The organism is Micrococcus sp. 63XJN7_6_ISO-PGPR-S23-444 (assembly GCF_058072765.1).
This window is the reverse complement of the sequence record NZ_CM176516.1, coordinates 139,283-163,702: the sequence shown is the minus strand read 5'-3', so window position 1 is coordinate 163,702 and position 24,420 is coordinate 139,283. Positions and strand designations below refer to the sequence as shown.

The 24,420-nt window shown below is 72.7% G+C and carries 21 protein-coding genes; 12 read left to right on the top strand and 9 right to left on the bottom strand.

Annotation, left to right across the window (positions count from 1 at the left end):
• The first annotated feature begins 96 nt into the window (after window positions 1-96).
• On the top strand, window positions 97-1,419 hold the full coding sequence (locus tag AC3RJ9_RS00770) for a short-chain fatty acid transporter (RefSeq protein ID WP_166795202.1): 1,323 nt from the start codon (window positions 97-99) through the stop codon (window positions 1,417-1,419).
• Window positions 1,420-1,597: 178 nt separating this feature from the next.
• On the opposite strand, the gene AC3RJ9_RS00765 is transcribed toward AC3RJ9_RS00770, so the two are convergent.
• Both AC3RJ9_RS00765 and AC3RJ9_RS00760 read right to left on the bottom strand, forming a co-directional pair.
• The gene (locus AC3RJ9_RS00765; RefSeq protein ID WP_010079593.1) at window positions 1,598-2,239 is read right to left on the bottom strand and encodes a thymidine kinase; all 642 of its coding nucleotides are present in this window, start codon (window positions 2,237-2,239) and stop codon (window positions 1,598-1,600) included.
• Window positions 2,240-2,247: 8 nt separating this feature from the next.
• Complete coding sequence (locus AC3RJ9_RS00760) at window positions 2,248-2,691, bottom strand: DUF3151 domain-containing protein (RefSeq protein WP_095353588.1); 444 nt, start codon at window positions 2,689-2,691, stop codon at window positions 2,248-2,250.
• 174 nt (window positions 2,692-2,865) lie between these two features.
• On the opposite strand from AC3RJ9_RS00760, the gene AC3RJ9_RS00755 reads away from it, so the two are divergent.
• Window positions 2,866-4,080, top strand: a complete 1,215-nt coding sequence (locus AC3RJ9_RS00755) for a hypothetical protein (protein WP_041104407.1) — start codon at window positions 2,866-2,868, stop codon at window positions 4,078-4,080.
• Between the two features lie 65 nt (window positions 4,081-4,145).
• Here AC3RJ9_RS00755 and aceB read toward each other — a convergent pair whose 3' ends face one another.
• On the bottom strand, window positions 4,146-5,909 hold the full coding sequence (gene aceB, locus AC3RJ9_RS00750) for a malate synthase A (RefSeq protein ID WP_080772563.1): 1,764 nt from the start codon (window positions 5,907-5,909) through the stop codon (window positions 4,146-4,148).
• A 33-nt stretch (window positions 5,910-5,942) separates the two neighbouring features.
• Window positions 5,943-7,250, bottom strand: coding sequence for an isocitrate lyase (gene aceA, locus AC3RJ9_RS00745; RefSeq protein WP_012750705.1), 1,308 nt, complete (start codon window positions 7,248-7,250; stop codon window positions 5,943-5,945).
• A 268-nt stretch (window positions 7,251-7,518) separates the two neighbouring features.
• Here aceA and AC3RJ9_RS00740 point away from each other — a divergent pair, with 268 nt between their 5' ends.
• Window positions 7,519-8,985, top strand: coding sequence for a helix-turn-helix domain-containing protein (locus tag AC3RJ9_RS00740; RefSeq protein WP_044658650.1), 1,467 nt, complete (start codon window positions 7,519-7,521; stop codon window positions 8,983-8,985).
• Between the two features lie 59 nt (window positions 8,986-9,044).
• Here AC3RJ9_RS00740 and fbaA read toward each other — a convergent pair whose 3' ends face one another.
• Window positions 9,045-10,067, bottom strand: a complete 1,023-nt coding sequence (fbaA, locus tag AC3RJ9_RS00735; RefSeq protein WP_041103616.1) for a class II fructose-bisphosphate aldolase — start codon at window positions 10,065-10,067, stop codon at window positions 9,045-9,047.
• A gap of 196 nt (window positions 10,068-10,263) precedes the next feature.
• On the opposite strand from fbaA, the gene AC3RJ9_RS00730 reads away from it, so the two are divergent.
• The gene (locus AC3RJ9_RS00730) at window positions 10,264-11,619 is read left to right on the top strand and encodes a lipase family protein (protein WP_041103615.1); all 1,356 of its coding nucleotides are present in this window, start codon (window positions 10,264-10,266) and stop codon (window positions 11,617-11,619) included.
• 51 nt (window positions 11,620-11,670) lie between these two features.
• The gene (locus AC3RJ9_RS00725) at window positions 11,671-12,567 is read left to right on the top strand and encodes an SMP-30/gluconolactonase/LRE family protein (RefSeq protein WP_041103614.1); all 897 of its coding nucleotides are present in this window, start codon (window positions 11,671-11,673) and stop codon (window positions 12,565-12,567) included.
• Between the two features lie 134 nt (window positions 12,568-12,701).
• Here AC3RJ9_RS00725 and AC3RJ9_RS00720 read toward each other — a convergent pair whose 3' ends face one another.
• Window positions 12,702-13,343 carry a TrmH family RNA methyltransferase gene (locus AC3RJ9_RS00720; RefSeq protein WP_223247569.1) on the bottom strand — a complete coding sequence of 214 codons (642 nt, stop codon included), beginning with the start codon at window positions 13,341-13,343 and terminating at the stop codon, window positions 12,702-12,704.
• Window positions 13,340-13,708 (bottom strand): hypothetical protein, encoded by a 369-nt coding sequence (locus tag AC3RJ9_RS00715; RefSeq protein WP_036316791.1) that lies wholly within the window; start codon window positions 13,706-13,708, stop codon window positions 13,340-13,342. The genes AC3RJ9_RS00720 and AC3RJ9_RS00715 overlap by 4 nt, the downstream gene beginning before the upstream one ends.
• Window positions 13,709-13,777: 69 nt before the next feature.
• On the opposite strand from AC3RJ9_RS00715, the gene AC3RJ9_RS00710 reads away from it, so the two are divergent.
• Entirely contained in the window at window positions 13,778-14,863 is a 1,086-nt protein-coding gene (locus tag AC3RJ9_RS00710) for a magnesium and cobalt transport protein CorA (protein ID WP_036316798.1), read from the top strand.
• A gap of 26 nt (window positions 14,864-14,889) precedes the next feature.
• Here AC3RJ9_RS00710 and pyrE read toward each other — a convergent pair whose 3' ends face one another.
• Window positions 14,890-15,486 (bottom strand): orotate phosphoribosyltransferase, encoded by a 597-nt coding sequence (gene pyrE, locus AC3RJ9_RS00705; protein WP_036316789.1) that lies wholly within the window; start codon window positions 15,484-15,486, stop codon window positions 14,890-14,892.
• A gap of 58 nt (window positions 15,487-15,544) precedes the next feature.
• On the opposite strand from pyrE, the gene AC3RJ9_RS00700 reads away from it, so the two are divergent.
• The 6 genes from AC3RJ9_RS00700 to AC3RJ9_RS00675 all read left to right on the top strand — a co-directional run bounded on the left by AC3RJ9_RS00700 (window position 15,545) and on the right by AC3RJ9_RS00675 (window position 22,369).
• On the top strand, window positions 15,545-15,991 hold the full coding sequence (locus tag AC3RJ9_RS00700) for a MarR family winged helix-turn-helix transcriptional regulator (protein WP_036316787.1): 447 nt from the start codon (window positions 15,545-15,547) through the stop codon (window positions 15,989-15,991).
• A gap of 58 nt (window positions 15,992-16,049) precedes the next feature.
• Window positions 16,050-16,958: an NAD(+) synthase gene (gene nadE / locus AC3RJ9_RS00695; protein ID WP_036316784.1), complete on the top strand. Its 909-nt coding sequence runs from the start codon at window positions 16,050-16,052 to the stop codon at window positions 16,956-16,958.
• A 44-nt stretch (window positions 16,959-17,002) separates the two neighbouring features.
• Entirely contained in the window at window positions 17,003-17,830 is an 828-nt protein-coding gene (locus tag AC3RJ9_RS00690; RefSeq protein ID WP_036316782.1) for an exodeoxyribonuclease III, read from the top strand.
• A gap of 18 nt (window positions 17,831-17,848) precedes the next feature.
• Window positions 17,849-18,751 carry a DUF8083 family protein gene (locus AC3RJ9_RS00685; protein ID WP_036383519.1) on the top strand — a complete coding sequence of 301 codons (903 nt, stop codon included), beginning with the start codon at window positions 17,849-17,851 and terminating at the stop codon, window positions 18,749-18,751.
• Between the two features lie 114 nt (window positions 18,752-18,865).
• Window positions 18,866-20,689, top strand: coding sequence for a glycoside hydrolase family 13 protein (locus tag AC3RJ9_RS00680; RefSeq protein ID WP_036383521.1), 1,824 nt, complete (start codon window positions 18,866-18,868; stop codon window positions 20,687-20,689).
• Window positions 20,690-20,902: 213 nt separating this feature from the next.
• A complete protein-coding gene (locus AC3RJ9_RS00675; RefSeq protein WP_036383523.1) occupies window positions 20,903-22,369 on the top strand; it encodes an amino acid permease in 1,467 nt (488 codons plus the stop codon).
• Between the two features lie 84 nt (window positions 22,370-22,453).
• Here the strand turns inward: AC3RJ9_RS00675 and AC3RJ9_RS00670 are convergent, their stop codons facing one another.
• Entirely contained in the window at window positions 22,454-24,313 is a 1,860-nt protein-coding gene (locus AC3RJ9_RS00670) for a BCCT family transporter (RefSeq protein WP_036383525.1), read from the bottom strand.
• Between the last annotated feature and the right edge of the window lie 107 nt (window positions 24,314-24,420).

The window sequence follows — 24,420 nt, the reverse complement described above, 5'->3', positions numbered from 1 at the left end:
CTGAACAGGAGCCTCATGTCCGCCACGTCCACACGTCCGCCCACACCCGGACCCTCGGGCCGTACCGCCCGCGAGGGCACGTTCTTCAGCCGCGCCATGCGCCCGCTGAACACGACGATGGAGCGGTTCATCCCGTCCTCGCTCGTGTTCACCATCGTGCTCACGTTCGCGGTGGCAGCCCTGTGCCTGCTGCTCACTCCGGCCGGGCCGGCCGACGTCGTCGTGGGCTGGGGTGACGGTCTGTCCGGACTGCTGGCGTTCATCACGCAGATGGCGCTCGTGCTCATGCTCGGACACATCCTGGCGAACACCGGCCCGGTGCGCCGTCTGCTCGCCAGGCTCGCCAGCATTCCCCGCACGCCCCTGGCCGCCTACATCTTCGTGTTCGTGGTGGCGGCGGCGGCCTCCCTCATCACGTGGGGCCTGGGCCTGGTGGTCGGTGCGCTGCTGGCCAAGGAGGTCGCGGCGCAGGCCCGTGAGCGCGGGCTGGTCCTGCACTTCCCGATGCTGGTGGCCGCCGGGTTCTCCGGGTTCGTGGTGTGGCACATGGGGTACTCGGGCTCCGGCCCGCTGACGGCCGCCACCCCCGGTTCGTTCCTCACGGAGAGCCTGGGCGGCCGGACGGTCCCGGTCTCGGAGACCACCTTCTCCTGGTGGAACATCACCGCCGCCGTGGTGACCATGCTCGTCGTGGCCCTGGCCCTGTTCCTCGTCGCCCCGCGCGCCGGGGACCGGATCGTGGAGCTGGAGATCGACGCGCGGGACCGGGACGCCGCGCCCCCATCGGAGATCGAGACGCCGGCGGACCGCCTCGACGCCTCCCGTGCCCCCACGCTCCTCGTCGGCGCCATGCTCGTGGCCTATCTGGTGATGCACTTCGTCGGCGGCGGCACCCTCACCCTGGACATCGTCAACTGGTCCTTCCTCGCGCTGATCCTGCTGCTGGTGCGCAGTCCGCACGAGCTGATCGGCCTCACCCAGTCGGCCGCGTCCAACGTGGGCGAGATCCTGCTGCAGTTCCCCCTCTACGCGGGCATCCTCGGCATGATGACGTCCACCGGCCTGGTGGCGGTGCTCTCGGACGCCTTCGTGGCGATCTCGAACCCGGTGACGTTCGGCCTGCTGGCGTTCCTGGCCGCGGGCCTCGTGAACTTCTTCGTCCCCTCCGGCGGCGGACAGTTCGCCGTGCAGGGCCCGATCATGCTCCAGGCCGGCGACGCGCTCGGCGTGGACCCGGCCATCACCATCATGGCCGTCTCCTACGGCGACCAGTGGACCAACATGATCCAGCCGTTCTGGGCGATCCCCCTTCTGGCGATCGCCGGCCTGAAGATGCGCGACATCCTGGGGTACACCACGGTCGTGCTGCTCGCGTCGGGGCTCGTCTTCGGCGGCACGCTCCTGCTCGTCTCGCTCTGACCCGGCCGGCCGATGCGGGCCGGGTCAGGACAGACGAAGGGCCCCGGGATCACCGGGGCCCTTCGCCTGTCATCACTCGCACCTTCATCACTCGCACCTCGATGAAGTGGTTCCACCGTACGAACCGAGCATGGGCGCAGCCGTCATGCAGCCTGGCAGTTGCCTGGCAATGGCCGCCTCAGCCCAGGGCACCGCCGGACTCCGCCAGGTAGCACGTGCCGCACAGGGACTCGTAGGTCACCTGGACGCCGTCGATCGCCACCTGGTCCCCCTCGAACACGAAGTGCTCGGCGCCCGTGGCCGGGTCCACGACCTTGCGCGTGTTGAACACCGCCTTCCGGCCGCACCGGCAGATGGTCTTCAGCTCCTCGAGGGAGTGCGCCAGCTCCAGCAGCCGCGCGGAGCCCGGGAAGGAGCGGGTGCGGAAGTCGGTGCGCAGCCCGTAGGCGATCACGGGGACGCCGTCGAGCACGGCGATACGCAGCAGGTCGTCCACCTGCGCCGGCTCGAGGAACTGCGCCTCGTCCACGAGCAGGCACGCCACGGGCGGGGCCTCCACGTGCCCCACGAGGGCGTCCGGGTCGTCACCGGTGGCGTGCCGGCGGAACAGCTCCCGCACGTCCGCTCCCGCCGGGACGAGGAAGTCCACGGCGCGGGTCACGCCGAGGCGGGAGACGACGTCGCCCTCCCCCTTCACGTCCACCTCCGGCTTGGCCAGCAGCACCCGCTGGCCGCGCTCCTCGTAGTTGAAGGCGGCCTGCAGCAGGCCCGTGGACTTGCCGGAGTTCATGGCCCCGTAGCGGAAGTAGAGCTTGGCCACGGCTCCGCTCAGTCCCCGGCGCGGCCCTGGTCGGCCTCGATCTGGTCCGCCGCCGTGGGGTCCGAGTCCCGCAGGAAGGTGCGGATGCGCTCGACCTCGTCGGACTCCCCGATCCCGGCGGCCGCGCGGCCCAGCGCGTACAGGGCGCGCAGGAAGCCGCGGTTGGGCTCGTGGGCGTACGGCACCGGGCCGGCGCCGCGCCACCCCGCCCGGCGCAGCGCGTCCAGGCCCCGGTGGTAGCCGACGCGGGCGTACGCATAGGAGTCCACGGTCCGGCCCTCGGCCCACGCGTCCTCCGCCATGAGCGCCCACACCAGGGAGGACTCGGGCGCCACCGGCACGATGTCCTCGGGCAGGTCACCTGCCTCGAGCCGGGCCAGCACCTCCGGCTCCTCCGGCAGGCGCGTGGCCGGCGGCTCCATCAGGTTCTTGCCGATCAGGGACTCGGACATGGGATGCCTCTTCTCCTCGCGGACGATGCGGTCGCGGCCGAGTCTATCGACGGCGCCGGACGCCGGACGGATCGCCGTCCCCGCGTCCAGGACGGTCCGGTACCGTAGGCGCAGCGTCCGTCCGCAGCCCCACGCTCCCGGGGCCGGGCCGCCGATGCCGTCGAAGGAGCCTCCATGACCCACCCCGCGCCCGCCCGCCGCCGTGCCCCGCTGGCCGTCGGCGTCGCCGCCCTCGCCCTCGCCCTGGCCGGCTGCGGCTCGGCCGGCCAGTCCGGTGATCCCGCCTCGTCGACCGCCGCGGCGCCCAGCGGATCGGCGGCCTCGGCCGCGGCCGGCTCGGCCACGGAGAGCCCCACCGACCCCGCGTCCGCCGCGGCGTCCCGCGTCCGTGAGGCCCTCGCGTCGGAGTCCGCCGAGGGCACCCCGCGCGCCGAGCCGCGTCAGGCGTTCGAGACCGTCGGCCCGGGCATCAAGGACGGCGCCGCCACCGAGGCCTGGAAGAACACGGCCGCGGTCCGCAACGACACCGTCTCCGTGATGGACTGCACGCGCGACGTCCTGGACCAGCGCACCCTGGACGCCGTCGCCACGCACATCCCGGACAGCTCGAACATCGAGATCGTGCAGCTGTTCGCCTCGCAGGACGAGACCCACGAGTTCCTCACCTGCGTCTACAACGGCTACTTCGAGTACAGCCCCGGCATGCCCCTGGCGCAGGTCCACTACCAGCACAACCTCGACGGCTCCCGCCTGGAGTGGTGCCAGGAGGAGCCCGCCGCCGTGGCGGACGAGTACACGTTCGACCCGAAGACCGGCAAGGGGCTGCTCGCCCTGCTGCGCCCCGGCATGGTCGGCGGCCAGGACGGCGCCCCCCTGCTGCCCCAGCGCACCGCGTGGGCCTGCTCCGAGGACGGCAGCGAGATGGTCTCCGTGACCATGGGCTCCATGGAGGGCTTCGGCGACGCCAACGGCGGCCTCACCCAGGTGAAGAACTCGCCGGTCGCGCAGAGCACCACCCTCGTCACCGAGACCCGCGACCACCTCGCGGACACCGTGCTGAAGGACGCCGGGGACTTCCAGGAGGTCATCAAGCTCAGCTCGCCGTTCTTCCTGAACGCGCAGATGGACGAGGAGACCCTGGCCCAGGCCCGGGAGATCCCCACCGGCCGCGTGCCCGACGAGCTGCTGAACAACCAGTCCACGATCGACCGCCCCGAGGGCGCCCCCGGCCCCGTGGCCCCCGGCCAGCCGCCGCGGCCGTTCCAGGGCGCCGCGCGGGAGGCCGCCGAATCCCAGCGGGCCGCGGAGGCGTCCGCCTCGGCGTCGGCCAGCCCGTCACCGACGAAGTCGACTTCGGCCTCCCCGTCCCCCTCCACGTCCGGGGACTGACACCCGGCACGACGACGGCCGGTCACCTCGTGAGGTGACCGGCCGTCGTCGTGGGGCCCGGCGGATCAGGCCTTCGCCGCGGCGTCGTCCTGACCGGCGAAGTGCCGGCGGTACGCGCCCAGGGTGAGGAACGCCGGGTACTCCGGCGGCAGGGCCGACTCGCAGAACACGCGCACCGCGTCCTCGAACCGGTGGCCCTCGGGCAGCGGGCCGGCGAGGATCCGAGCGTGCTCCTCGCGGATCAGCTGCTCCATCCAGCCGCGGTTGGCGGTCCGCACGCCGCCCTCGGTCAGCTGCACACCGGTGCCGTTGTGTGCCCACTGCCAGATCTGGGACCGGGAGATCTCCGCCGTGGCGGCGTCCTCCATGAGTCCGTGGATCGCGGCGGCGCCGTTCCCCCGCAGCCAGGACTCGATGTAGCGGATCCCGACCTCGATGTTCATCCGCACGCCGGCCTCGGTCACCGAGCCCGTGGTCGCGGCGACGTCGAGCAGGGCGGCCTCGTCCGGCACCACGTCCTCGCGGCGGCGGGTGCGGATCTGGTTCGGGGCCTCGCCGAGCACGGCGTCGAACTCCTCCCGGGCGACCGGCACGAGGTCCGGGTGCGCCACCCACGAGCCGTCGAAGCCGTCGCCGGCCTCGCGGGCCTTGTCCGCGCGCACCTTCTCCAGCGCGGCGGCGTTGGCCTCCTCGTTCCGGCGGTCCGGGATCACGGCAGACATGCCGCCGATCGCCGAGGCGCCGCGCCGGTGGCAGGCCCGGACCAGCTGCTCCGTGTAGGCCCGCATCATCGGCTGGGTCATGGTCACCTCCGAGCGGTCCGGGAGGACGAACTCGGCCCCGCGGTCCCGGAAGTTCTTGATGATGGAGAAGATGTAGTCCCAGCGGCCGGCGTTGAGGCCCGCGGCGTGGTTGCGCAGCTGGTACAGGATCTCCTCCATCTGGAACGCCGCGGTGATCGTCTCGATCAGCACGGTGGCCCGGATGGTGCCCTGGGGGATGCCCAGCTCGTCCTGCGCCGCCACGAACACGCAGTTCCACAGCCGCGCCTCGAGATGGGACTCGAGCTTGGGCAGGTAGAAGTACGGGCCGTGGCCGCGGCGGATCAGCTCGTCGGCGTTGTGGAAGAAGTACAGGCCGAAGTCCACGAGGGCGCCGGCCATCGGCTCGCCGTCCACGCGGATGTGGTCCTCGAGGAGGTGCCAGCCGCGCGGGCGGACGATGATGGTCGGCCGGTCCGTGAGCTCGCGCTCGCGCAGCCGGTACTCCTTGCCCTCGGGGGAGGTGAAGTCGATCTGGTCGCGGATCGCGTCGAACAGGTTGACCTGCCCGTCCAGCATCCGGTCCCAGGACGGCGTCGAGGAGTCCTCGAAGTCGGCGAGCCAGCCCGAGGCGCCCGAGTTGAGGGCGTTGATCGTCATCTTCCGATCCACGGGGCCGGTGATCTCCACGCGGCGGTCCTGCAGGCCGGGGGCCAGCGGCGCCACACGCCAGGAGTCGTCCTCGCGGACCCGGCGGGTGGACCGCAGGTAGTGCGGGTTCCAGCCGTCGGTGATGCGGCGCCGGGTGTACTCCCGCTCCTCGAGCAGCCGCCGGCGGCGGTCCTCGGCCAGCCGGTGCAGGCGGCCGAGGAACGCCAGCGCCTCGTCCGTGAGGATCTCGGCCTGCCGCCCGTCGACCGGCCCGTGGACGGTCACCACGGGGGCGGCGCCCTCGGGGATGACGACGGGGATGGCCTGGGTGCTCACGTCATGCGGCAGGGGCGTGTGCTCCCGAACGTCGTCGGCATGGATCTCGTGCAGGGTGGGGGTCGTGGTCTGCGGGCTCATGGGACTGCCTCCTCGCGGTCTCGGCTGAGCGGATCAGTGGAACTGGCCGGACTCCGTGGAGCCCGCCAGGGCCACCGTGGAGCTGTCCGGGTTGATGGCGGTGGACACGGCGTCGAAGTAGCCGGTGCCGACCTCGCGCTGGTGCTTGGTCGCGGTGTAGCCGCGGGCCTCGTCGGCGAACTCGCGCTCCTGCAGCTCGACGTACGCGGACATCTGGCGCTCGTTGTATCCCTTGGCCAGGTCGAACATCGAGTGGTTCAGGGCGTGGAAGCCGGCCAGCGTGATGAACTGGAAGGTGTAGCCCATGGCGCCCAGCTCGCGCTGGAACTTGGCGATGGTGTCGTCGTCGAGGTTCTTCTTCCAGTTGAAGGACGGCGAGCAGTTGTAGGCCAGCATCTGGTCCGGGAACTCGGCCTTGACGGCCTCGGCGAACTTCCGGGCCAGCTCGAGGTCCGGCGTGCCGGTCTCCATCCAGATCAGGTCCGCGTGGGGGGCGTAGGCCTTGGCGCGGGCGATGCAGGGCTCGACGCCGTTGCGGACCTTGTAGAAGCCCTCCGCGGTGCGCTCACCGGTGATGAACTCGGCGTCGCGCTCGTCCACGTCCGAGGTGATCAGGGTGGCCGCCTCGGCATCGGTGCGGGCGATGATCACGCTGGGCACGTCGGCGACGTCGGCGGCCAGGCGGGCGGCGTTGAGCGTGCGGATGTGCTGGCCGGTGGGGATGAGCACCTTGCCGCCGAGGTGGCCGCACTTCTTCTCGGAGGCCAGCTGGTCCTCCCAGTGCACACCGGAGGCGCCGGCGGTGATCATCGACTTCATGAGCTCGTAGGCGTTGAGCGGGCCGCCGAAGCCGGCCTCGGCGTCGGCCACGATCGGCACGAGCCAGTCCTCGACGCTGCTGACGCCCTCGGCGTGCTCGATCTGGTCCGCGCGCAGCAGGGCGTTGTTGATGCGGCGCACCACCTGCGGCACGGAGTTGGCCGGGTACAGGGACTGGTCCGGGTACGTGTGGCCAGAGAGGTTGGCGTCCGCGGCGACCTGCCAGCCGGAGAGGTAGATGGCGCGCAGCCCGGCCTTGACCTGCTGGACGGCCTGGTTGCCGGTGAGGGCGCCGAGGGCGTTGGTGAACTCACCGCGGGCGTTCTCGTCCTTCAGCTGGGTCCACAGCTTCTCGGCGCCGCGGCGGGCCAGCGTGTGCTCCTCCTGGATGCGGCCGCGGAGACGGACGACGTCCTCGGCGGTGAAGCTGCGCTCGACGCCGGCCCAGCGGGGGTTGTTGTCCCAGTCGTGCTGGAGCTGTTCGGCGGAGGCGGGAGTGGAGTGGTGGGGCTGGGTGGTCATGACGTCCTCCTGAGGATCGGTCCGGTTCGTGAAGGGTTCGGTGCGACGTGTCCGTCGCTGCCGTTGACATCCACCTTGGCCCCGGGCAAGGCCCTCTGGAGCACAAAATCGGTGGAAACTCCGGCCGTTCCTGCCACTGGGTCAGAACGTGACAGTCCTTGCGCCCCCATGTGGCATGGATCACGGCAACGGCCCCCCGCTTGTCAAGAATGTGACTTTCTTTCCGTCACACGTGATCTCCTCCCCGGTTCCGTCTACAGTTCCGCGCATGATGACCCGCCCGCTTCCCGAGGACAGCGCGACCGTGGACACCGTCGCGCTGGGCCGCCGCGTCCGGCACCTGCGCAAGCAGGCCGGCCTCACCCTGGACCAGCTCGCGGAGCGCACGGGAGTGAGCGGCTCCCACCTGTCCCTCGTGGAGAACGCCCGCCGCGAGCCGCGGCTCTCGCTGGTCCAGCGGATCGCGGAGGTCCTGGGCGTGCCGGTCGAGGACCTGCTCACCGGCCGGGCCCCCACCCGGCGGGCCGAACTGGAGATCGAGGTCGAACGGTTCGCGCGCTCGGAGCACTACGCCTCCCTCGGCCTGCCGCCGCTGCGCATCGGGCCCCGCACCCCCACCGAGGTCCTCGAGGTGATCGCGGGGCTGGAGGCCGAGCTGCGCCGTCGCCTGGAGGAGCAGGCCGCCACCCCCGAGGAGGCGCGCCGCGCCAACGCCCAGCTGCGCGCCCGGATGCGCGCGGTGGACAATCACTACCCCGACCTCGAGGCCGAGGCGCATCGGCTGCTCGACGCGATCGGCCACACGGGCGGGCCGCTGGGCCTGCACGCGGTCTCGGAGCTGGCCGAGCACCTCGGCTTCACCCTGCGCTTCGTCCCGGACCTGCCGCACTCCACGCGCTCCGTCACGGACCTCAAGCACGGGCGCATCCACATCAGCGGCTCCCGCTCCTCGGACCACGACCGCCGCACCGTGGTGCTCCAGGCCCTCGCCGCCGCCGTCCTGGGCCACGGCGAGCCGCGGGACTACGAGGACTTCCTCGCCCAGCGTGTGGCGGTGAACTACCTGGCGGGCGCGCTGCTCATGCCGCAGCGGGCGGCGTCGTCGCTGCTGCGGGCCGCCCAGAAGCGCCGGGACCTGTCCGTGGACGACCTGAAGGACGCGTTCGGCGTCTCCTACGAGGCCGCCGCGCACCGGTTCACCAACCTGGCCACCGTGGACCTGGGCATCCGCTGCCACTTCCAGAAGGTCCACGAGACCGGGGTGATCCACAAGGCCTACGAGAACGACGGGATCGTGTTCCCCGCCGACCACACCGGTGCGATCGAGGGCCAGCAGGCGTGCCGGAAGTGGGGCGCACGGCAGGCCTTCTCCCGCAACGACCGGTTCCGCGCCCACACGCAGTACACGGACTCGCCCAACGGGACGTTCTGGTGCACCTCGATGATCGAGAACGGCCCCGACGGGCTGTTCGCCCTCTCCGTGGGCACCCCGTTCGAGCATGCCCGGTACTTCCGCGGCGCGGACACCCGCCACCGGGTCACCTCCACGTGCCCCGATCCGCGCTGCTGCCGCCGCCCCGACCCCGAGCTCGAGGCCGCGTGGGGCGGGCACGTGTGGCCCGCGGCCCGCATGCACGCGCATCTGCTGGCGGCCATGCCCACGCAGACCTTCCCCGGTGTGGACGAGCGTGAGGTCTTCGAGTTCCTCCAGGCCCAGGAGGAGCGGGAGGGCTGAGGACGACGCCGGCCCGCACCCTCACGCGAGGGTGCGGGCCGGCGCGGCGGACGGCGGGGTCAGCCGATGCTCTTGCCGGCCGAGTTCAGCTCGGTGCAGGCCTGGACCACGCGGGCGGCCATGGCCTCCTCGGCCTTGGCGCCCCACACGCGGGGGTCGTACTGCTTCTTGTCGCCGACCTCGCCGTCGACCTTCAGGACGCCGTCGTAGTTCTCGAACATGTGCCCGGCCACCGGGCGGGTGAACGCGTACTGGGTGTCCGTGTCCACGTTCATCTTCACGACGCCGTACTCCACCGAGTCGGCGATCTCCTGGGCGGCGGAGCCGGAGCCGCCGTGGAACACGAGGTCGAACGGGCGCTCCTTGCCGAACTTCTCGCCCACGGCCTGCTGGATCTCCTGCAGGATCTCCGGGCGCAGCTTCACGTTGCCCGGCTTGTAGACGCCGTGCACGTTGCCGAAGGTCAGCGCGGTGAGGTAGCGACCGTGCTCGCCGAGGCCGAGGGCCTCCACCGTGGCGATGCCGTCCGCCACGGTGGTGTAGAGCTTCTCGTTGATCTCGTGGGCCACGCCGTCCTCCTCGCCGCCCACGACGCCGATCTCCACCTCGAGGATCTGCTTGTTGGCGTGGGTGCGGGCGAGCAGCTCGCGGCCGATCCGCAGGTTCTCCTCGAGGGTCTCGGCGGAGCCGTCCCACATGTGGGAGTTGAAGATCGGGTCGCGCCCGGCCTTCACCTCGGCCTCGGAGGCGTCCAGCAGGGGCAGGACGAAGCCCTCGAGCTTGTCCTGGGGGCAGTGGTCCGTGTGCAGGGCGATGTTCACGGAGTACTTCTTGGCGACCTCGCGCGCGAACGCCGCGAAGGCCAGCGAGCCGGCGACCATGTCCTTCACGGAGGAGCCGGAGAAGTAGGCGGCGCCGCCGGTGGAGACCTGGATGATGCCGTCCGAGCCGGCCTCGGCGAAGCCGCGGATGGCGGCGTTCAGGGTCTGGGAGCTGGTGACGTTGATCGCCGGGTAGGCGAAGGCGCCGTTCTTGGCGGCGTCGATCATCTCGGCGTACTTCTCCGGGGATGCGATGGGCATGCTGCAGCTCCTAGGCGTCGTCGACTCGGGCAGGCGGGGGAGCGCGGCGGGCGCGCCGCCCTCGGGCTCATCCTATCCGCGCGGCCGGACCCGCCCCAGGGCCCCGGGCCCGACGGCGACGCCGGCCTGGACACGGGCCCGTCGCTGGCCTAGGGTGAGCTGCGTCACATTCACATCCGAGAGACCGGAGACCGCCATGGCCCCCGCACGCCGCCCCTCCCGCCCCCTCGCCCTGGCCGCCGCCGTGGCCGTCGTCGCCGGGTTCGGCGCGCCGCACGCTGCCCTGGCCCAGGAGTCCGCCCCGGCCCCGGACGCGCCGGAGGTGAGCTCCGCCGTCGCGGACCTCTCGCAGCCGGCCACGACGGCCGAGGACGCCCGCTGGAACGCGGCCCGGGACGCCCTGGCGGCCGCCTCGGTCGACGACCCCTTCTACCTGCCGCCCGCCGTCGTGCCCGCGACCCCCGGCGCCCTGATCCGCAGCGAGCCCGCCGCCTTCTATCTGGATCCCGTGCGGCTGGTGCAGGTGCCCGCGCACGCCACGCGCATCATGTACGCCTCGCAGGACGCCCAGGGCCGACCCGTCGCCGTGACCGGCACCGTGCTGACCCCCACCGCCCCCTGGACGGGCGGCGGCGAGCGCCCCGTGATCGGCTACGCGGTGGGCACCCAGGGCGCGGCGGACCGCTGCGCCCCCTCGCGCACCCTCTCGACCGGCGCGCAGTACGAAGGCGTCGGGATCACGTCCCTGCTGAGCCGCGGCCACGCCGTGGTGGTCACCGACTACGAGGGCCTGGGCACCCCGGGCACGCACACCTACATGGTCCGGGAGGCCCAGGCGCACGCCGTCCTCGACGCGGTGCGCGCGGCCGCCCAGGTCTCGGGGTCGGGCGTCACCTCGACCGCGCCGGTCGCGCTCGCGGGCTACTCGCAGGGCGGCGGGGCGGCCGCGGCCGCCGCCGAGCTCGCGTCCGACTACGCCCCGGAGCTGGACCTCAAGGGCGCCTACGTGGGCGCCCCGCCGGCCGACCTCGTGCAGGTCGCGGACCGGATCGACGGCGGCCTGTACGCGGCCTTCCTGCTCTACGCGATGGCCGGGCAGCTCGCCGCGTACGACGTGGACCCGGCCACGCACCTCAACGAGACCGGCCTGACGGCCCTCGCCGGCGCGGCCGAGACCTGCGTGGCAGGCAGCCTCGCCTACGCGCACCTCGACTCCGCCACGCTGACCCACACGGGGCAGGACTTCCCTGAGCTCGTCCGCTCCGACGCCGAGCTGGCCGGGATCCTCGCCGAGCAGCGGATCGGCGCACCGGGCCGCCGTCCGGACGTGCCGGTGATGATCGCGCACTCCGTCACGGACGACGTCATCCCGTACCGCACCGGCCGCGACCTGGGCCGCCGCTGGTGCGCGGAAGGGGCACGGGTGCGTTTTGACCCGCTCCTCACCCCGACCCACGTGGGCGGCCACGTGGCCTCGCTGCCGCGGATGGGGGCGTTCCTGGACGCGACCCTCGCCGACCGCTGGACCGCCGACTCGTGCGGGTGGTTCTGAGCCTCGGCTAGCGTCGGGGCCAGGACCGTCCCGCCCACCGAAGGAGCAGTCATGCGCGCCGAGCAGGTCACCGATCCCATCACCTACCACGGCGAGGGCCCCGTCTGGGCCGCCTCGTGGGGCAGCGCCGCCGAGGGCGTGACCGCCGGCGGCGGCCTGCGCTGGGTGGACATGCTCGCCGGGGACGTCCTGTCCCTGCGCGCCGACGGCACGGTGGACCGCACGCACGTCGGGGACGTGGCCGCCGCGCTGCGCCCGCGTGCGGGGGGTGGCGCCGTCGTCGCGGTGGAGCGGGGCTTCGCCCTGATCTCGCCCGAGGGCGAGCTGACGACGCTGCCCGAGCTGTGGGGCGCGGACGCCGGGATCCGGATGAACGAGGGCGGCTGCGACCCGGACGGCCGGTTCCACTGCGGCACCATGGCGTACGCCAAGACCCCCGGCGCCGCGAACCTCTACCGGCTCGCCCCCGGACCCGACGGCGGCGCCGGCGAGGTGGACGTCGTGCTGACCGGCGCGACGACGTCCAACGGCCTGGAGTGGAGCCCGGACGGCACGCGGGCCTACTACAACGACACCCCCACGCGGCAGGTGGCCGTGTTCGACTACTCCCGCGAGGAGGGCCTGACGAACCGGCGCGTGCTCGTGGACGTGCTCGACGGCGAGGGCAAGCCGGACGGACTCACCGTGGACGCCGAGGGCGGCATCTGGGTGGCCGTGATCAGCCACGGGCAGATCCACCGGTACACGCCCGAGGGGACGCTCGACGAGGTGGTCGAGGTGCCCGTGCAGAAGACGACGGCGTGCACGTTCGGCGGCGACGACCTCGGCACCCTCTACATCACCACCTCCTGGGAGAACCTGGAGCGCGGCGAGGACCCGCTGGCCGGGGCCCTGTTCGCCGTCCGCCCGGGGGTGACGGGCCTGCCGGCCCGCCCCTTCGCGGGCTGACGCCGTCACGCCGCACGTCGTCGACGCCACCCTGCGCCGTTCTGCGCCGTCCTGCGCCGTCCTGCGCCACGAGCCAGACGAATCTGCGGTCCAGAGGCTCCTTTCAGCGCGGAATCGTCTGGCTCGCGCCGGACTCAGGGGACGGCCGCGTGCTGCCGGATCCACGCGTGCATCGCGATGCCGGCGGCCACGCCCGCGTTGATCGAGCGGGTGGAGCCGTACTGCGCGATGGACAGCACCGCGCTCGACGCCGCGCGCACCTCCGCCGACAGCCCCGGCCCCTCCTGCCCGAAGACGAGCACGCAGGCACGCGGGAAGTCGAAGGTCTCCACCGGCACCGACTCGGGGAACAGGTCCACGCCGAGCACGGGCAGCCCCTCCCCCGCCGCCCACTCCGTGAACGCCGCCACCGTCTCGTGGTGGCGCACGTGCAGGTAGCGGTCGGTGACCATGGCGCCGCGCCGGTTCCAGCGGCGCCGCCCGATGATGTGCACCCCGGCGGCGTTGAACGCGTTGGCGGTGCGCACGACGGTGCCGATGTTCAGGTCGTGCTGCCAGTTCTCGATGGCCACGTGGAACGGGTGGCGCCGCGCGTCGAGGTCCGCGACGATCGCCTCGAGGCTCCAGTAGCGGTAGTGGTCGAGCACGTTGCGGCGGTCGCCGTGCGCGAGCAGCTCCGGGTCGTAGCGCGGGTCCTCCGGCCACGGGCCGAGCCACGGCCCGACGCCGACCTCGCGGGGCGCGGCGCCGTCCTCGGCCGGCGCGGGCTCGTTCAGCGGCCGGCCTCGGACCGGTCGACGGCGGCCCAGGCGGCCCCGGCGGACACCGCGGCCACGGAGAGCACCGCCGGCCACGCACCGATCTTCTTGGCCAGCGGGTGGGAGGCGCCGAAGCCGCCGAGGTACAGGGCGGCCAGGCCCCCGGTGACGGCCGGCCCCCGCGTGGCCAACCACGTCCGGCCGGCATACAGGCCGGCGGCGGCCAGCACGACACCGCCGAGCGGCCGGATGCCGGTCTCACGGGCGGTCAGGTAGCCGCCGATCAGACCGAATGCGGTGACCGGGGCCGTGGAGACGGCGTGGGCGGGGAGCAGGGTCTTGCCGTCGCGGACGACGGGCGGGGCATGACGCGGAGTCTTCATGGCGCCACCGTAGCGCGCGCATCCTGGAATCCGCCGGGGGCCGCCGTCGGGGAGAATGTCCGGGTGAGCATGATCGACAACGCCGTGTACGTGGACGGGCGGCGCGTCCACGCCCCCTCCACCCTCGAGGACACCTGGGAGGAGTGTGAGCGCACCGGCGGCATGGCCTGGCTGGGCCTGTACCGCCCGGACGTGGCCGAGCTCCAAGCGGTCGCGGAGGAGCTGCGCCTGCACCCGCTCGCCGTCGAGGACGCCCTCGCCGGAGGCGAGCGCGCCAAGCTGGACCGCTACGGCGAGGACTCGTTCATGGTCCTGCACCCGGCCCGCTACGTCGACCGCACCGAGACCGTGGAGTTCGGCGAGCTGAGCGTCTTCACCGGTGAGCACTACGTGGTGACGGTGCGTCACGCGGAGGAGCCGGACCTGGCCGCCGTGCGACGGTCCCTGGAGACGGAGGGCCGCGAGCGCCTCGCGATGGGGCCGTGGCAGGTCACCCTGGAGATCCTGGACCGGGTCGTGGACGACTACTTCCCGGTGGCCGACGGCCTCGAACAGGACATCGCGGAGATCGAGGACCAGGTCTTCGCCGGCGACGGGCACGTCTCCCGGCGCATCTACGAGCTCTCCCGCGAGGTGCTGAACTTCCAGCACGCCATCCGCGCGCTGCCGTCCATCGTGGAGCAGCTCCAGGAGGAGGTGCGCACCCGCCTGCATGAGGACACCCGCCGCCTCGACGCCGACGGCCTGCCCCGGCGCGACGACGCCCACGCCTGGGAGGACGAGGAGCTCAGCGATCAGGCGCGCCTCGAGGTGGAGAACCTGCGCCGCCTGCGCGACGTCCACGACCACGCCGTCCAGATCAACGAGCGCGTGATGACCATGCGCCAGATGCTCAACAACGCCCTCGAGCTGGACTCGACGCTGGCGTCGAAGCGGCTGGCCGAGCAGTCGATCGCCCAGAACGAGCAGGTCAAGCAGATCTCGTCCTGGGCGGCGATCATCTTCGCGCCGCAGCTGGTGGGCTCGGTCTACGGCATGAACTTCGACGGCATGCCCGAGCTGCACTGGGCGTTCGGCTATCCGTTCGCCCTGGGACTCATGCTGGCGGTGGCCCTCACCCTCTTCGTGCTGTTCAAGCGCGCGGACTGGCTCTAGGCGGGCGGCGCGGGGCCGGCCGAGGCTCAGTCGAGGCCGAGCTCGTCCTTGCCGAACGCGTACAGGTACGGCACCCCCGCCTCCTCGGCCACGCGCTCGGCGGCGCCGGTCGCACGGTCCACGATCACGGCCACGGCCTGGACGTCGCCGCCCGCGTTGCGCACGCCCTCGACGGCGGTGAGCGCGGAGCCGCCCGTCGTCGAGGTGTCCTCCAGCACGACGACGCGGCGCCCGTCCACGCCCGGGCCCTCCACCTGCCGGCCCATGCCGTACGACTTCTGCGCCTTGCGCACCACGAACGCGTCGAGCGCGCGGCCCACGGTGCCGGCCTGATGCATCATCGCGGTGGCCACGGGGTCGGCGCCCATGGTCAGGCCGCCCACCGCGTCGAACTCGATCCCGTTCTCCTCGAGCAGGCGCAGCATCACGCGGCCGATCAGTGGGGCGGCCTCGTGGTGCAGGGTGACACGACGCAGGTCCACGTAGTAGTCCGCCTCCTTGCCGGAGGACAGGGTCACCCGGCCGTGCACCACGGCCAGCTCCTGGATGAGCTGCTTGAGCCGCTCGCGGTCCTGCTCGGGCGTGGGGACGGTGGGGGTCTGCGCGTCGGTCATGCCGCCCATGCTAGTGCGAGCCCGGCCACCCCTGCCGATTCCGTCCCGGCCTGGCTAGGCTCGGGTTATGAGCGAGATCCCGCACGACGACGCCCCCGTCCAGCATCCCTCCGGCCTGCCCCTGGCGCACTGGCTCACCCTCACCGAGGGCCTGATCGCGGCGCGCGTGGCCGAGAGCCTCGAGGAGCACGGCCTGACCCGCGTCCAGTGGCAGCTGCTGAACACCCTCACGGTGGCCCCGCAGTCCCGCGCCGAGCTCGAGGCCGGCTTCGAGGAGGAGCAGCGCGGCGCGGTGTCCGGTCAGATCGAGGAGCTGGTCGAGTCCCACTGGGTGACGGTCGAGGGCGACCTCTACACCCTCACCGCCACGGGCCGCACCGCGGGCGCCCGCGTGGGTGAGGCGGTCGAGGCCCTGCGTGCCGAGGCGACGGCGGACGTCCCGCGGGACCAGATCGACGACGCCGTCCGCGTCCTGCGCCGCATCGCCCGCAACCTGGGGCACCCGGACGCGTGAGCCGTCGTCGCCGACCGCCCCTGTCCCCGTGCGCGGGGCCGGTCCTACGCTGACCGGCATGCGTGAACTCCAGCAGCGGATCATCGCCCAGCAGGGCGTCCTCCCCGAGATCGACCCGGCGGCCGAAGTCGAACGGCGCGTGGCCTTCCTCGCCGACTACCTCGCGGCCACGGGCGCGTCCGGCTTCGTCCTGGGCATCTCCGGCGGCGTGGACTCCACGGTGGGCGGCCGGCTGGCCCAGCTCGCCGTCGAGCGTCGCCGCGCCCAGCTCGGCGTCCCGGACGCCGTCGCCCTGGGCGGCCCCGGCACCACCCCGCCGGGTGAGGCGGGGGTGGGCGCCGACGTCGTGCCCTCCCGCGAGAACCCCCGGTTCACCGCCGTGCGCCTGCCCTACAAGGTGCAGCACGACGAGGCGGATGCCCGGGCCGCCATGGACTTCGTGGGCGCGGACCAGGACGTCACCCTGAACATCGCGGAGGCCGTGCAGGGTCTGGCCGCCGCCTTCGCCGAGGCCGTGGGGGAGCCGATCTCGGACTACAACCAGGGCAACGTGAAGGCCCGCATCCGCATGACGGCCCAGTACGCGGTGGCCGGCGCCCACGGGCAGCTGGTGATCGGCACGGACCAGGCGGCGGAGGCCATCACGGGCTTCTACACGAAGTTCGGCGACGGCGGCGCGGACGTCCTGCCGCTGGCTGGCCTGAACAAGCGGCAGGTGCGGGCGCTGGGCCGCGAACTCGGCGCCCCCGAGCCCCTGTGGAACAAGGTGCCCACCGCGGACCTGCTGGACGGCACGCCGGGCCAGACGGACGAGGCCGAACTCGGGATGACGTACGAGGACATCGACGACTACCTCGAGGGCAAGGACGTCCCTACCGAGGTCGCGGAGAAGCTCGAGGGCATCTGGCTCCGCAGCCGCCACAAGCGCACCACGCCGGTGACGATCCACGACGACTGGTGGCGCTGAGGCGCCGATCCCACGGTGTCCGCGCCCTTCGATAGCCTGGCCGGGTGAAGATCGCCACCTGGAACGTCAACTCCCTCCGTGCCCGCGCCGACCGCGTCGAGGCCTTCCTCGAGCGCCATGACATCGACGTCCTGGCCATCCAGGAGACCAAGTGCCGGGACGAGAACTTCCCGTGGGAGCTCTTCGAGCGCGCCGGCTACGAGGTGGTGCACAACGGCACCTCGCAGTGGAACGGCGTGGCCATCGCCTCCCGCGTCGGCCTGAGCGACGTGCAGCGCGGCTTCCCCGGCCAGCCGCACTTCGGCAAGGGCGGCGTGGACCCGCAGGAGGAGTCCCGCGCCATCGGGGCGACCGTGGGCGCGGAGGCGGCCGACGGCGTCGCCCCGGTGCGCCTGTGGAGCCTGTACGTGCCCAACGGGCGCGGCCTGGAGAACGAGCACATGGGCTACAAGCTCGAGTGGCTGCGCGTGCTCCAGGAGCACGCGGCCGCTCGCCTCGCCGAGGACCCGGACACCCGGCTCGCCCTGACCGGCGACTGGAACATCGCTCCGCAGGACGAGGACGTGTGGGACATCGAGCTGTTCCAGCGCGAGGGCTACACGCACGTCTCCCCGGCCGAGCGCGCGGCGTTCCACGCGTTCGAGGACGCCGGGCTGGTGGACGTGGTGCGCCCGCGCCACCCCGGCCCCGGCGTGTACACGTACTGGGACTACACGGGCCTGGCCTTCCCCAAGAAGAAGGGCATGCGCATCGACTTCCAGCTGTGCTCCCCCGCCCTCGCACGGACGGTCACGGACGCCTGGATCGACCGCGAGGAGCGCAAGGGCAAGGGCGCCTCGGACCACGCGCCCGTGGTCGTCGAGCTGGGCTGAGCCACGGATGAGCCCGCGATGACCCACGACGACGGCGGCCCGCCCCCGGGTGTCGCGCGCGGCACCGCGCACCTGCGCGTCTTCCAGCCGCTGGCCACGTTCCCGGACGCGGTCCAGGCGCGGCTGATCGCCGGCGGCCACCGCACCCGTGCCGAGGTCGAGGCCGAGGCGGCCGAACGGGCCCGGCGTCGCCTGGCCCGGCCCGTGGCCGACCCGTTCCCGGAACCCGGTGAGGACGACCTGGTGCGGGTCCTCCAGGACGAGCACCGCTCCGCCTTCTACTGCCCGGACGAGCGGGGCCTGCGCGCCGAGATGGCCGCGGCCATGCTCGAGGAGACGATGCTGCCGCGGCTGCACGAGGCCGCCATCCCGCCGGCGGCGCGCGCCATGAACCGCGGCCGCGCGCTCGTGGCGCTCGAGGACGAGTGGGGCCTCTCCCCCGACCCGGACGCGGCGGGCCAGGACCCGCAGGACGAGGGCGGCGCGCCGGAGCACCACCGCGTGCAGACGCGCACGGCCACGTGGGGTGTGCCGCACGGCTGGCTCACGGTGTTCGACCCCGAGGAGCCGGTGAAGCGCCTCGTGGACGGCGAGCGCACGGCGTACCGGCGCGCCCCGATCGTGGCCGCCCGGGAGCGGGCCGGGCACGCGGCGGCGGTGCTCGCGCGGCACGCCCCGGATGCGGAGCTGATCGGCGAGCTCACGGTGATGGTGGAGTGGCTCGGCGCGTTCCACCCCGACTCGTGGATCGAGCTGGACTACGGCGGCCTCACGCGGCACGTGTGGCCGGACGACTCCGTCTTCGACCTGTGGACGCTCATCGACGCGCTCGAGGAGGGCGACGAGGCGACCGCCGGCGTCGCACAGGAACGACTGAACCGGCGCTGGGCCGCCGTCGGGATGCTGGCCAGGCTGACCTGAGCCGGCCGCCGGCGCACCGGGGTGGGGCCGACCCGGGTGCTCGAGACGCACACCACGCCGCCGACGCCGCCCACGCGGGGCGCGCGCCCCGGCGTCGGGCCTAGGGTGGATCCCATGACCACGCAGCGCCTGAGCACCCCGCCCTCGGAAGCCCGGAACCGGCCCGTCACGCCGTGGTGGGTGGACGCCGTGATCTACCAGGTGTACCCGCGCTCCTTCGCGGACGCGGACGGGGACGGCATGGGCGACCTGCGCGGCGTCACCTCGCGCCTCGACTACCTGGCCCAGCTCGGCGTGGACGCGATCTGGCTCTCGCCCTTCTACCTCTCCCCGCAGCACGACGCCGGCTACGACGTCGCGGACTACCGCGCCGTGGACCCGCGGTTCGGCACGCTCGCGGACGCGGACGAGATGATCGCCGCCGCGCACGAGGCCGGCATCCGCGTGGTCGTGGACCTCGTGCCGAACCACACCTCGTCCGAGCACGCGTGGTTCCAGGCCGCCCTGGCCGCCGGCCCCGGCTCCCCCGAGCGCGCCCGCTACCACTTCGCCGAGGGCCGCGGCGAGCACGGCGAGCTGCCCCCCAACAACTGGGAGTCCACGTTCGGCGGCGGGGCCTGGACCCGCGTGACCGAGGCGGACGGCACCCCGGGCCAGTGGTACCTGCACCTGTTCGACACCACGCAGCCGGACCTGAACTGGGAGAACGAGGAGGTGCGTGAGGAGTTCCGCTCCATCCTGCGGTTCTGGCTGGACCGCGGCGTGGACGGCTTCCGGGTGGACGTGGCCCACGGGCTCATCAAGCAGCCCGGCTACCCGGACGCCGAGCACTCCCGCATGGGCATGGTCACGGACGCGGGCGAGGACGCCGACCCCACGTTCGACCCGGACACCTTCGAGCCGCTCACCCCGTTCATGGACCAGGACCGCGTCCACGAGGTCTACCGGGACTGGCGGCGGGTCCTGGACTCCTACGACCACGAGCCGATGATGGTGGCCGAGGCGTGGGTGGCCCCGCTCTCGCGGATGTTCCGGTACGTCCGCCCCGGCGAGATGCACCAGACCTTCAACTTCACCTACCTCATGGCCGGCTGGGACGCCGCCTCGCTGACCCACGCGATCGACCGGTCCTTCGAGCAGGCCGGCCGGGTCGGCGCCCCGAACACCTGGGTGCTCTCGAACCACGACACGGTGCGCCACGCCTCCCGCTACGGCCTCGCCGACCCGAGCTCCTACCCCGCCGGCATCACGGCCGAGGACGAGCAGCCAGACGAGGCGGTCGGTCGCCGTCGGGCCCGCGCCGCCGCGATGGTGGAGCTGGGCCTGCCCGGCTCCGCGTACATCTACCAGGGCGACGAGCTGGGCCTGCCCGAGCACACCACCCTCGCCGCCGAGCACCGCCAGGACCCGTACTTCTTCCGCACGGACGGCAAGGAGCCCGGCCGCGACGGCTGCCGCATCCCTCTGCCGTGGGCCGCCGACGAGCCGTCCTACGGCTTCTCGACCCCCGCGGACGACGACGGCCCCGCGTCCGCCGCCGAGGGCGTCGCCGCGCCGTGGCTGCCCCAGCCCGCGTCCTTCCGAGCGCTGGCGGCGGACCGGCAGGTCGGCGTCGAGGGCTCCGTGTTCGAGCTGTACCGGCGTCTGCTGCAGATCCGCGGCGAGCTCGACCTGGGCACGGGCACGTTCGCGTGGTCCGAGCACCACGACCCCACACGCGGCGTGCTGGCGTTCACGGTCACCTCGGGCGGTGGCCGGCACCTGGGCTCGGGCGAGCCGATCCCGGCGCGCACCGTGCTCGTGATGGCGAACCTGTCGACCGAGCCCGTCGACCTGCCCGCGAACCATTCCCGGGCCCTGTTCTCCCTCGAGGAGGCGGAGGCCGTGCAGGACGGGCGGCTCGCGCACGACGCCGCCGCGTGGCTGCTCATGGACTGAGCCCGGCGCGCCCCGGGACCCGCCGGGGCGCCACGGACCTTCCGCGGGGAATCCGCGGTGGGCGAGGTCACATCATCCGGCCTGGCCGGACGAACGCGACGTAACGTCCACGATGACTTGCATCACACCGGACAAAGTGGCATGAACGCTGTATCACGAGTCACCATGGCGTGTCCTGATCCACCCCCCCCCCCCTTCGAGCGGAGACTTCACGTGAGCACCTCCCCCTCCGGCTCCCGCGTCGCCGAGACCGGCGCGGCCACCGCGGACCGCGGGCAGCTGCACCGCGGCCTGAGCCAGCGGCACATCATGTTCATCGCCCTGGGCACGGCGGTGGGCACCGGCCTCTTCTACGGCTCGGCCGGCGGCATCCAGGCCGCCGGGCCGGGCGTGATCCTGTCCTTCCTCGTCGCGGGCGCCGCCGTGTTCCTCGTGATGCGCGCCCTCGGCGAGATGACGCTCCGGGAGCCCGTCTCCGGGTCCTTCGCCGCCTACGCCTCCCGTTATCTCGGCCCCTTCGCCGGCTACGTGACCGGCTGGACCTTCGTCTTCGAGCTGGCCGTCGTGATCGTCGCGGACACCGCCGCCATCACCACGTACATGGCGTTCTGGTTCCCGGGGGTCCCGGCCTGGGCCTGGGTCGCGGCCACGATCCTCGTGGTCGGCCTGATCAACTTCACGCACGTCGGCAACTTCGGTGAGGCCGAGTTCTGGCTGACGCTCGTGAAGGTCGGGGCCATCGTGGCGATGATCTTCGGCGGTGTGATCCTGCTCTTCACCGGCGCCTCCACCGCGGACGGCACCCAGGCCAGCCTGGCGAACCTCGTGGACCACGGCGGATTCCTGCCGCACGGCATCCTGGGCGTGCTGACCGCGCTCACCATCGTGACGTTCTCCTTCGGCGGCATCGAGACCCTCGGCGTGGCCGCGGGCGAGGCCAAGAACCCGGAGAAGGTGCTGCCCAAGGCCATCAACACGGTGCCGATCCGCATCCTGTTGTTCTACGTGCTGACGATGGCGGTCATCATGGCCCTCGTCCCCTGGAACCAGGTGGACGGCAAGGCCAGCCCGTTCGTGCAGATCTTCGAGGGCCTCGGCGTCCCCTTCGCCCCGCACCTGCTGAACTTCGTGGTGCTCACCGCCGCCGTCTCCGCGATCAACGCCTGCATCTACGCGTCCGGTCGCCTGCTCTACGCGATGGCCCACGACGGCCAGGCACCCCGGGCCTTCACCCACACCAACCGCGGCGGCGTGCCGTGGCTGTCCGTGGCCGTGATGCTGGGCGTGATGGTGCTCGGCGCGGTGCTGATCACCGTGGACCCGAACGCCTTCAGCCTGGTGGCCGGCGTCGCCTCGTTCGCCGTGGTGCTGACCTGGGCCATGATCTTCCTGTCCCACCGCGCCATGCGCAGGCGCGTCGCGGAGCAGGGCGCGGAGCCGTCCCCCTTCCCCATGCCGCTGGGCGGCGTCGGCACCTACCTGGGCCTGGCGTTCGTGGCCACCGTGGTGATCACCATGGCCACCATCCCGGATTCGCGCCAGGCGCTCATCATCGGTCTCGTGTGGGTCGCGGTCCTGACCCTCGCCTGGTTCGTCACGGGCACCCGCACGTCGGCCGCGGCCCACGACCGCACCGGCACCCTGCCGGTGGTCCGCACCCGCCAGTCCCACGAGGACTGACCCCCACGACGACGACGGCCCCTGTCCCGCGCGGGACAGGGGCCGTTCTCGTCGGGGCCGGGAGGTCGCCCGGGAGGCCGGACGTCAGTGCTCGTGGCGGCGCAGCCGGGGGCGGCGGGGCCCCTCTGAGGCCGGGACGCCGGCGGCCGCATCGGCGATCCGCTGCTGGTGGTCCCGGCTGAGCGAGGCCCACCACTGCGAGGCCGCCACGGGGCCGGCGTCGACCACCTCGTCGTCGTCGGACTCGAGGCCCAGGCGGTCCTTGATGGAGGCCAGCATGGCCTGGCGGCGCACCGCCTCCACCCGCGCCACGGAGTAGCCGAGCGAGCGGAACGTGGCCAGGCAGATCAGCAGCATCAGCACGGAGAACGGCAGGCCGATGGTGATGGCCAGGACCTGGATCGCGGACAGGCCGCCCGCGGCCAGCAGTGCCGCGGCCATGAGCGAGGTGGCGATGGCGAAGAAGATCTTCACCGTGGCCTTCGGGTTCACGTCGCCGCCGGTGGCGAGCATGCCCATCACGAGCGAGCCCGAGTCGGCGGAGGTGATGAAGAAGATGCCCGAGAGGATGATGGCGCCGACCACGAGCATCATGCCCGCGGGCAGCTGCTCGAGCACCTGGAACAGCGCGGTGTTCGAGTCGATGGCGCCGTCCGCGCCCACCACGGAGGTGTACCCGGCCGGGCGGGTGGTCTCGAGGAAGATCGCGGTGCCGCCCAGGATGCCGAACCAGACCACGCAGACCAGGGTGGGCACCAGCAGCACGCCGGCGATGAACTCGCGCACGGTGCGACCGCGCGAGATGCGGGCGATGAAGATGCCGACGAACGGCGTCCAGGACATCCACCAGCCCCAGTAGTACGCGCTCCAGCCGGCCTGCCACGCGTCGCCCTCGGCGCCATAGAACGCGGAGACGTTGAGCGAGTTCGCGAAGAAGTACTGCATGTAGGAGCCGAGGGACTGCACCATCTCCTTGAACAGGAACGCGGTGGGCCCCACGATCGCGATGAACAGCAGCAGGCCGGCGGCCAGGATCAGGTTGGTGTTGGACAGCCACTTCATGCCGCGCTCCACGCCGGAGACCACGGTGTAGAGCACCACGCAGGTGACCGCGCCGATCATGGCGTACTCGAGCCAGGGGCTGTCCTCGGGCACGATGCCCAGCGCACGCAGGCCCGCGGACATCTGGGTGACGCCGAGGCCCAGCGAGGTGGCCACGCCGAAGACGGTGCCGATGAGGGCGATGTTGTCGATCAGGTGGCCCCAGCCGCCGCGCACGCGGCGCTCGCCGATCAGCGGCTCGAAGGCCCAGCGCAGCGCGAGGGGACGGCCACGCCGGTGGATGGCCAGCGCGACCGCCACGCCCACCACCGCGTAGATCGCCCAGGGCTGCAGGCCCCAGTGCAGGAACGTGGTGGCCAGCGCCGACTGGGCGGCCTCCGCCTGGGTGGGGTTGGCGGCCGCCAGGTCGGGCCGCGGCGAGGTGAAGTGCATGAGCGGCTCGGTCATGCCGAAGAACACGAGGCCGATGCCCATGCCCGCCGCGAAGAGCAGGGAGAACCAGGACAGCGTGGAGAACTCGGGCTTCTCATCGGGCTTGCCCAGGGTGATGTCGCCCTTGCGGGAGAACGCGAGGTAGCCGCAGAACAGCACGAAGAACAGGGCGACGAGGGCGTACCACCACGAGAAGTTCGTGATGATGGCCTGCTGGACCAGGCTGATGCCCACGGTCATCTGCTCGGGGGCGAGCAGCGTGGCCACCACGAAGGAGAGCACGATGACCGCGGAGGGCCAGAACACCCACGGCAGCAGGACGCGATCGCGGTCGGCCGCGGCGGAGGTGGCAGGGGCGACGCCGGCGTCGGGGGCGGTCGCCGAGGACGGATGGTTCCCGGGTTGCTCGGGGATCATGGGCTCGGTCGAGGGCGGTGTCGGATCGCTCATCCTCCCGACCCTACGTGGTCCCGCACGCCGGCTCCCCGCCTGAGGCGCGGCCGAGTGGACGGTCTCACCCGGCGGGGTGACCGCGCCCACGGCCCCGGCGCGGGCGC

Bases quoted from the DNA above. Each gene is read 5' to 3' on its own strand.
- pyrE (WP_036316789.1), bottom strand. From the start codon at position 15,486: ATGGGCGGCATGACCGACGCGCAGACCCCCACCGTCCCCACGCCCGAG.
- AC3RJ9_RS00760 (WP_095353588.1), bottom strand. From the start codon at position 2,691: ATGTCCGAGTCCCTGATCGGCAAGAACCTGATGGAGCCGCCGGCCACG.
- AC3RJ9_RS00755 (WP_041104407.1), top strand. From the start codon at position 2,866: ATGACCCACCCCGCGCCCGCCCGCCGCCGTGCCCCGCTGGCCGTCGGC.
- AC3RJ9_RS00770 (WP_166795202.1), top strand. From the start codon at position 97: ATGCGCCCGCTGAACACGACGATGGAGCGGTTCATCCCGTCCTCGCTC.
- aceB (WP_080772563.1), bottom strand. From the start codon at position 5,909: ATGAGCCCGCAGACCACGACCCCCACCCTGCACGAGATCCATGCCGAC.
- AC3RJ9_RS00740 (WP_044658650.1), top strand. From the start codon at position 7,519: ATGATGACCCGCCCGCTTCCCGAGGACAGCGCGACCGTGGACACCGTC.
- AC3RJ9_RS00730 (WP_041103615.1), top strand. From the start codon at position 10,264: ATGGCCCCCGCACGCCGCCCCTCCCGCCCCCTCGCCCTGGCCGCCGCC.
- AC3RJ9_RS00725 (WP_041103614.1), top strand. From the start codon at position 11,671: ATGCGCGCCGAGCAGGTCACCGATCCCATCACCTACCACGGCGAGGGC.
- AC3RJ9_RS00710 (WP_036316798.1), top strand. From the start codon at position 13,778: ATGATCGACAACGCCGTGTACGTGGACGGGCGGCGCGTCCACGCCCCC.
- nadE (WP_036316784.1), top strand. From the start codon at position 16,050: ATGCGTGAACTCCAGCAGCGGATCATCGCCCAGCAGGGCGTCCTCCCC.
- AC3RJ9_RS00685 (WP_036383519.1), top strand. From the start codon at position 17,849: ATGACCCACGACGACGGCGGCCCGCCCCCGGGTGTCGCGCGCGGCACC.
- fbaA (WP_041103616.1), bottom strand. From the start codon at position 10,067: ATGCCCATCGCATCCCCGGAGAAGTACGCCGAGATGATCGACGCCGCC.
- aceA (WP_012750705.1), bottom strand. From the start codon at position 7,250: ATGACCACCCAGCCCCACCACTCCACTCCCGCCTCCGCCGAACAGCTC.
- AC3RJ9_RS00670 (WP_036383525.1), bottom strand. From the start codon at position 24,313: ATGAGCGATCCGACACCGCCCTCGACCGAGCCCATGATCCCCGAGCAA.
- AC3RJ9_RS00680 (WP_036383521.1), top strand. From the start codon at position 18,866: ATGACCACGCAGCGCCTGAGCACCCCGCCCTCGGAAGCCCGGAACCGG.
- AC3RJ9_RS00700 (WP_036316787.1), top strand. From the start codon at position 15,545: ATGAGCGAGATCCCGCACGACGACGCCCCCGTCCAGCATCCCTCCGGC.
- AC3RJ9_RS00715 (WP_036316791.1), bottom strand. From the start codon at position 13,708: ATGAAGACTCCGCGTCATGCCCCGCCCGTCGTCCGCGACGGCAAGACC.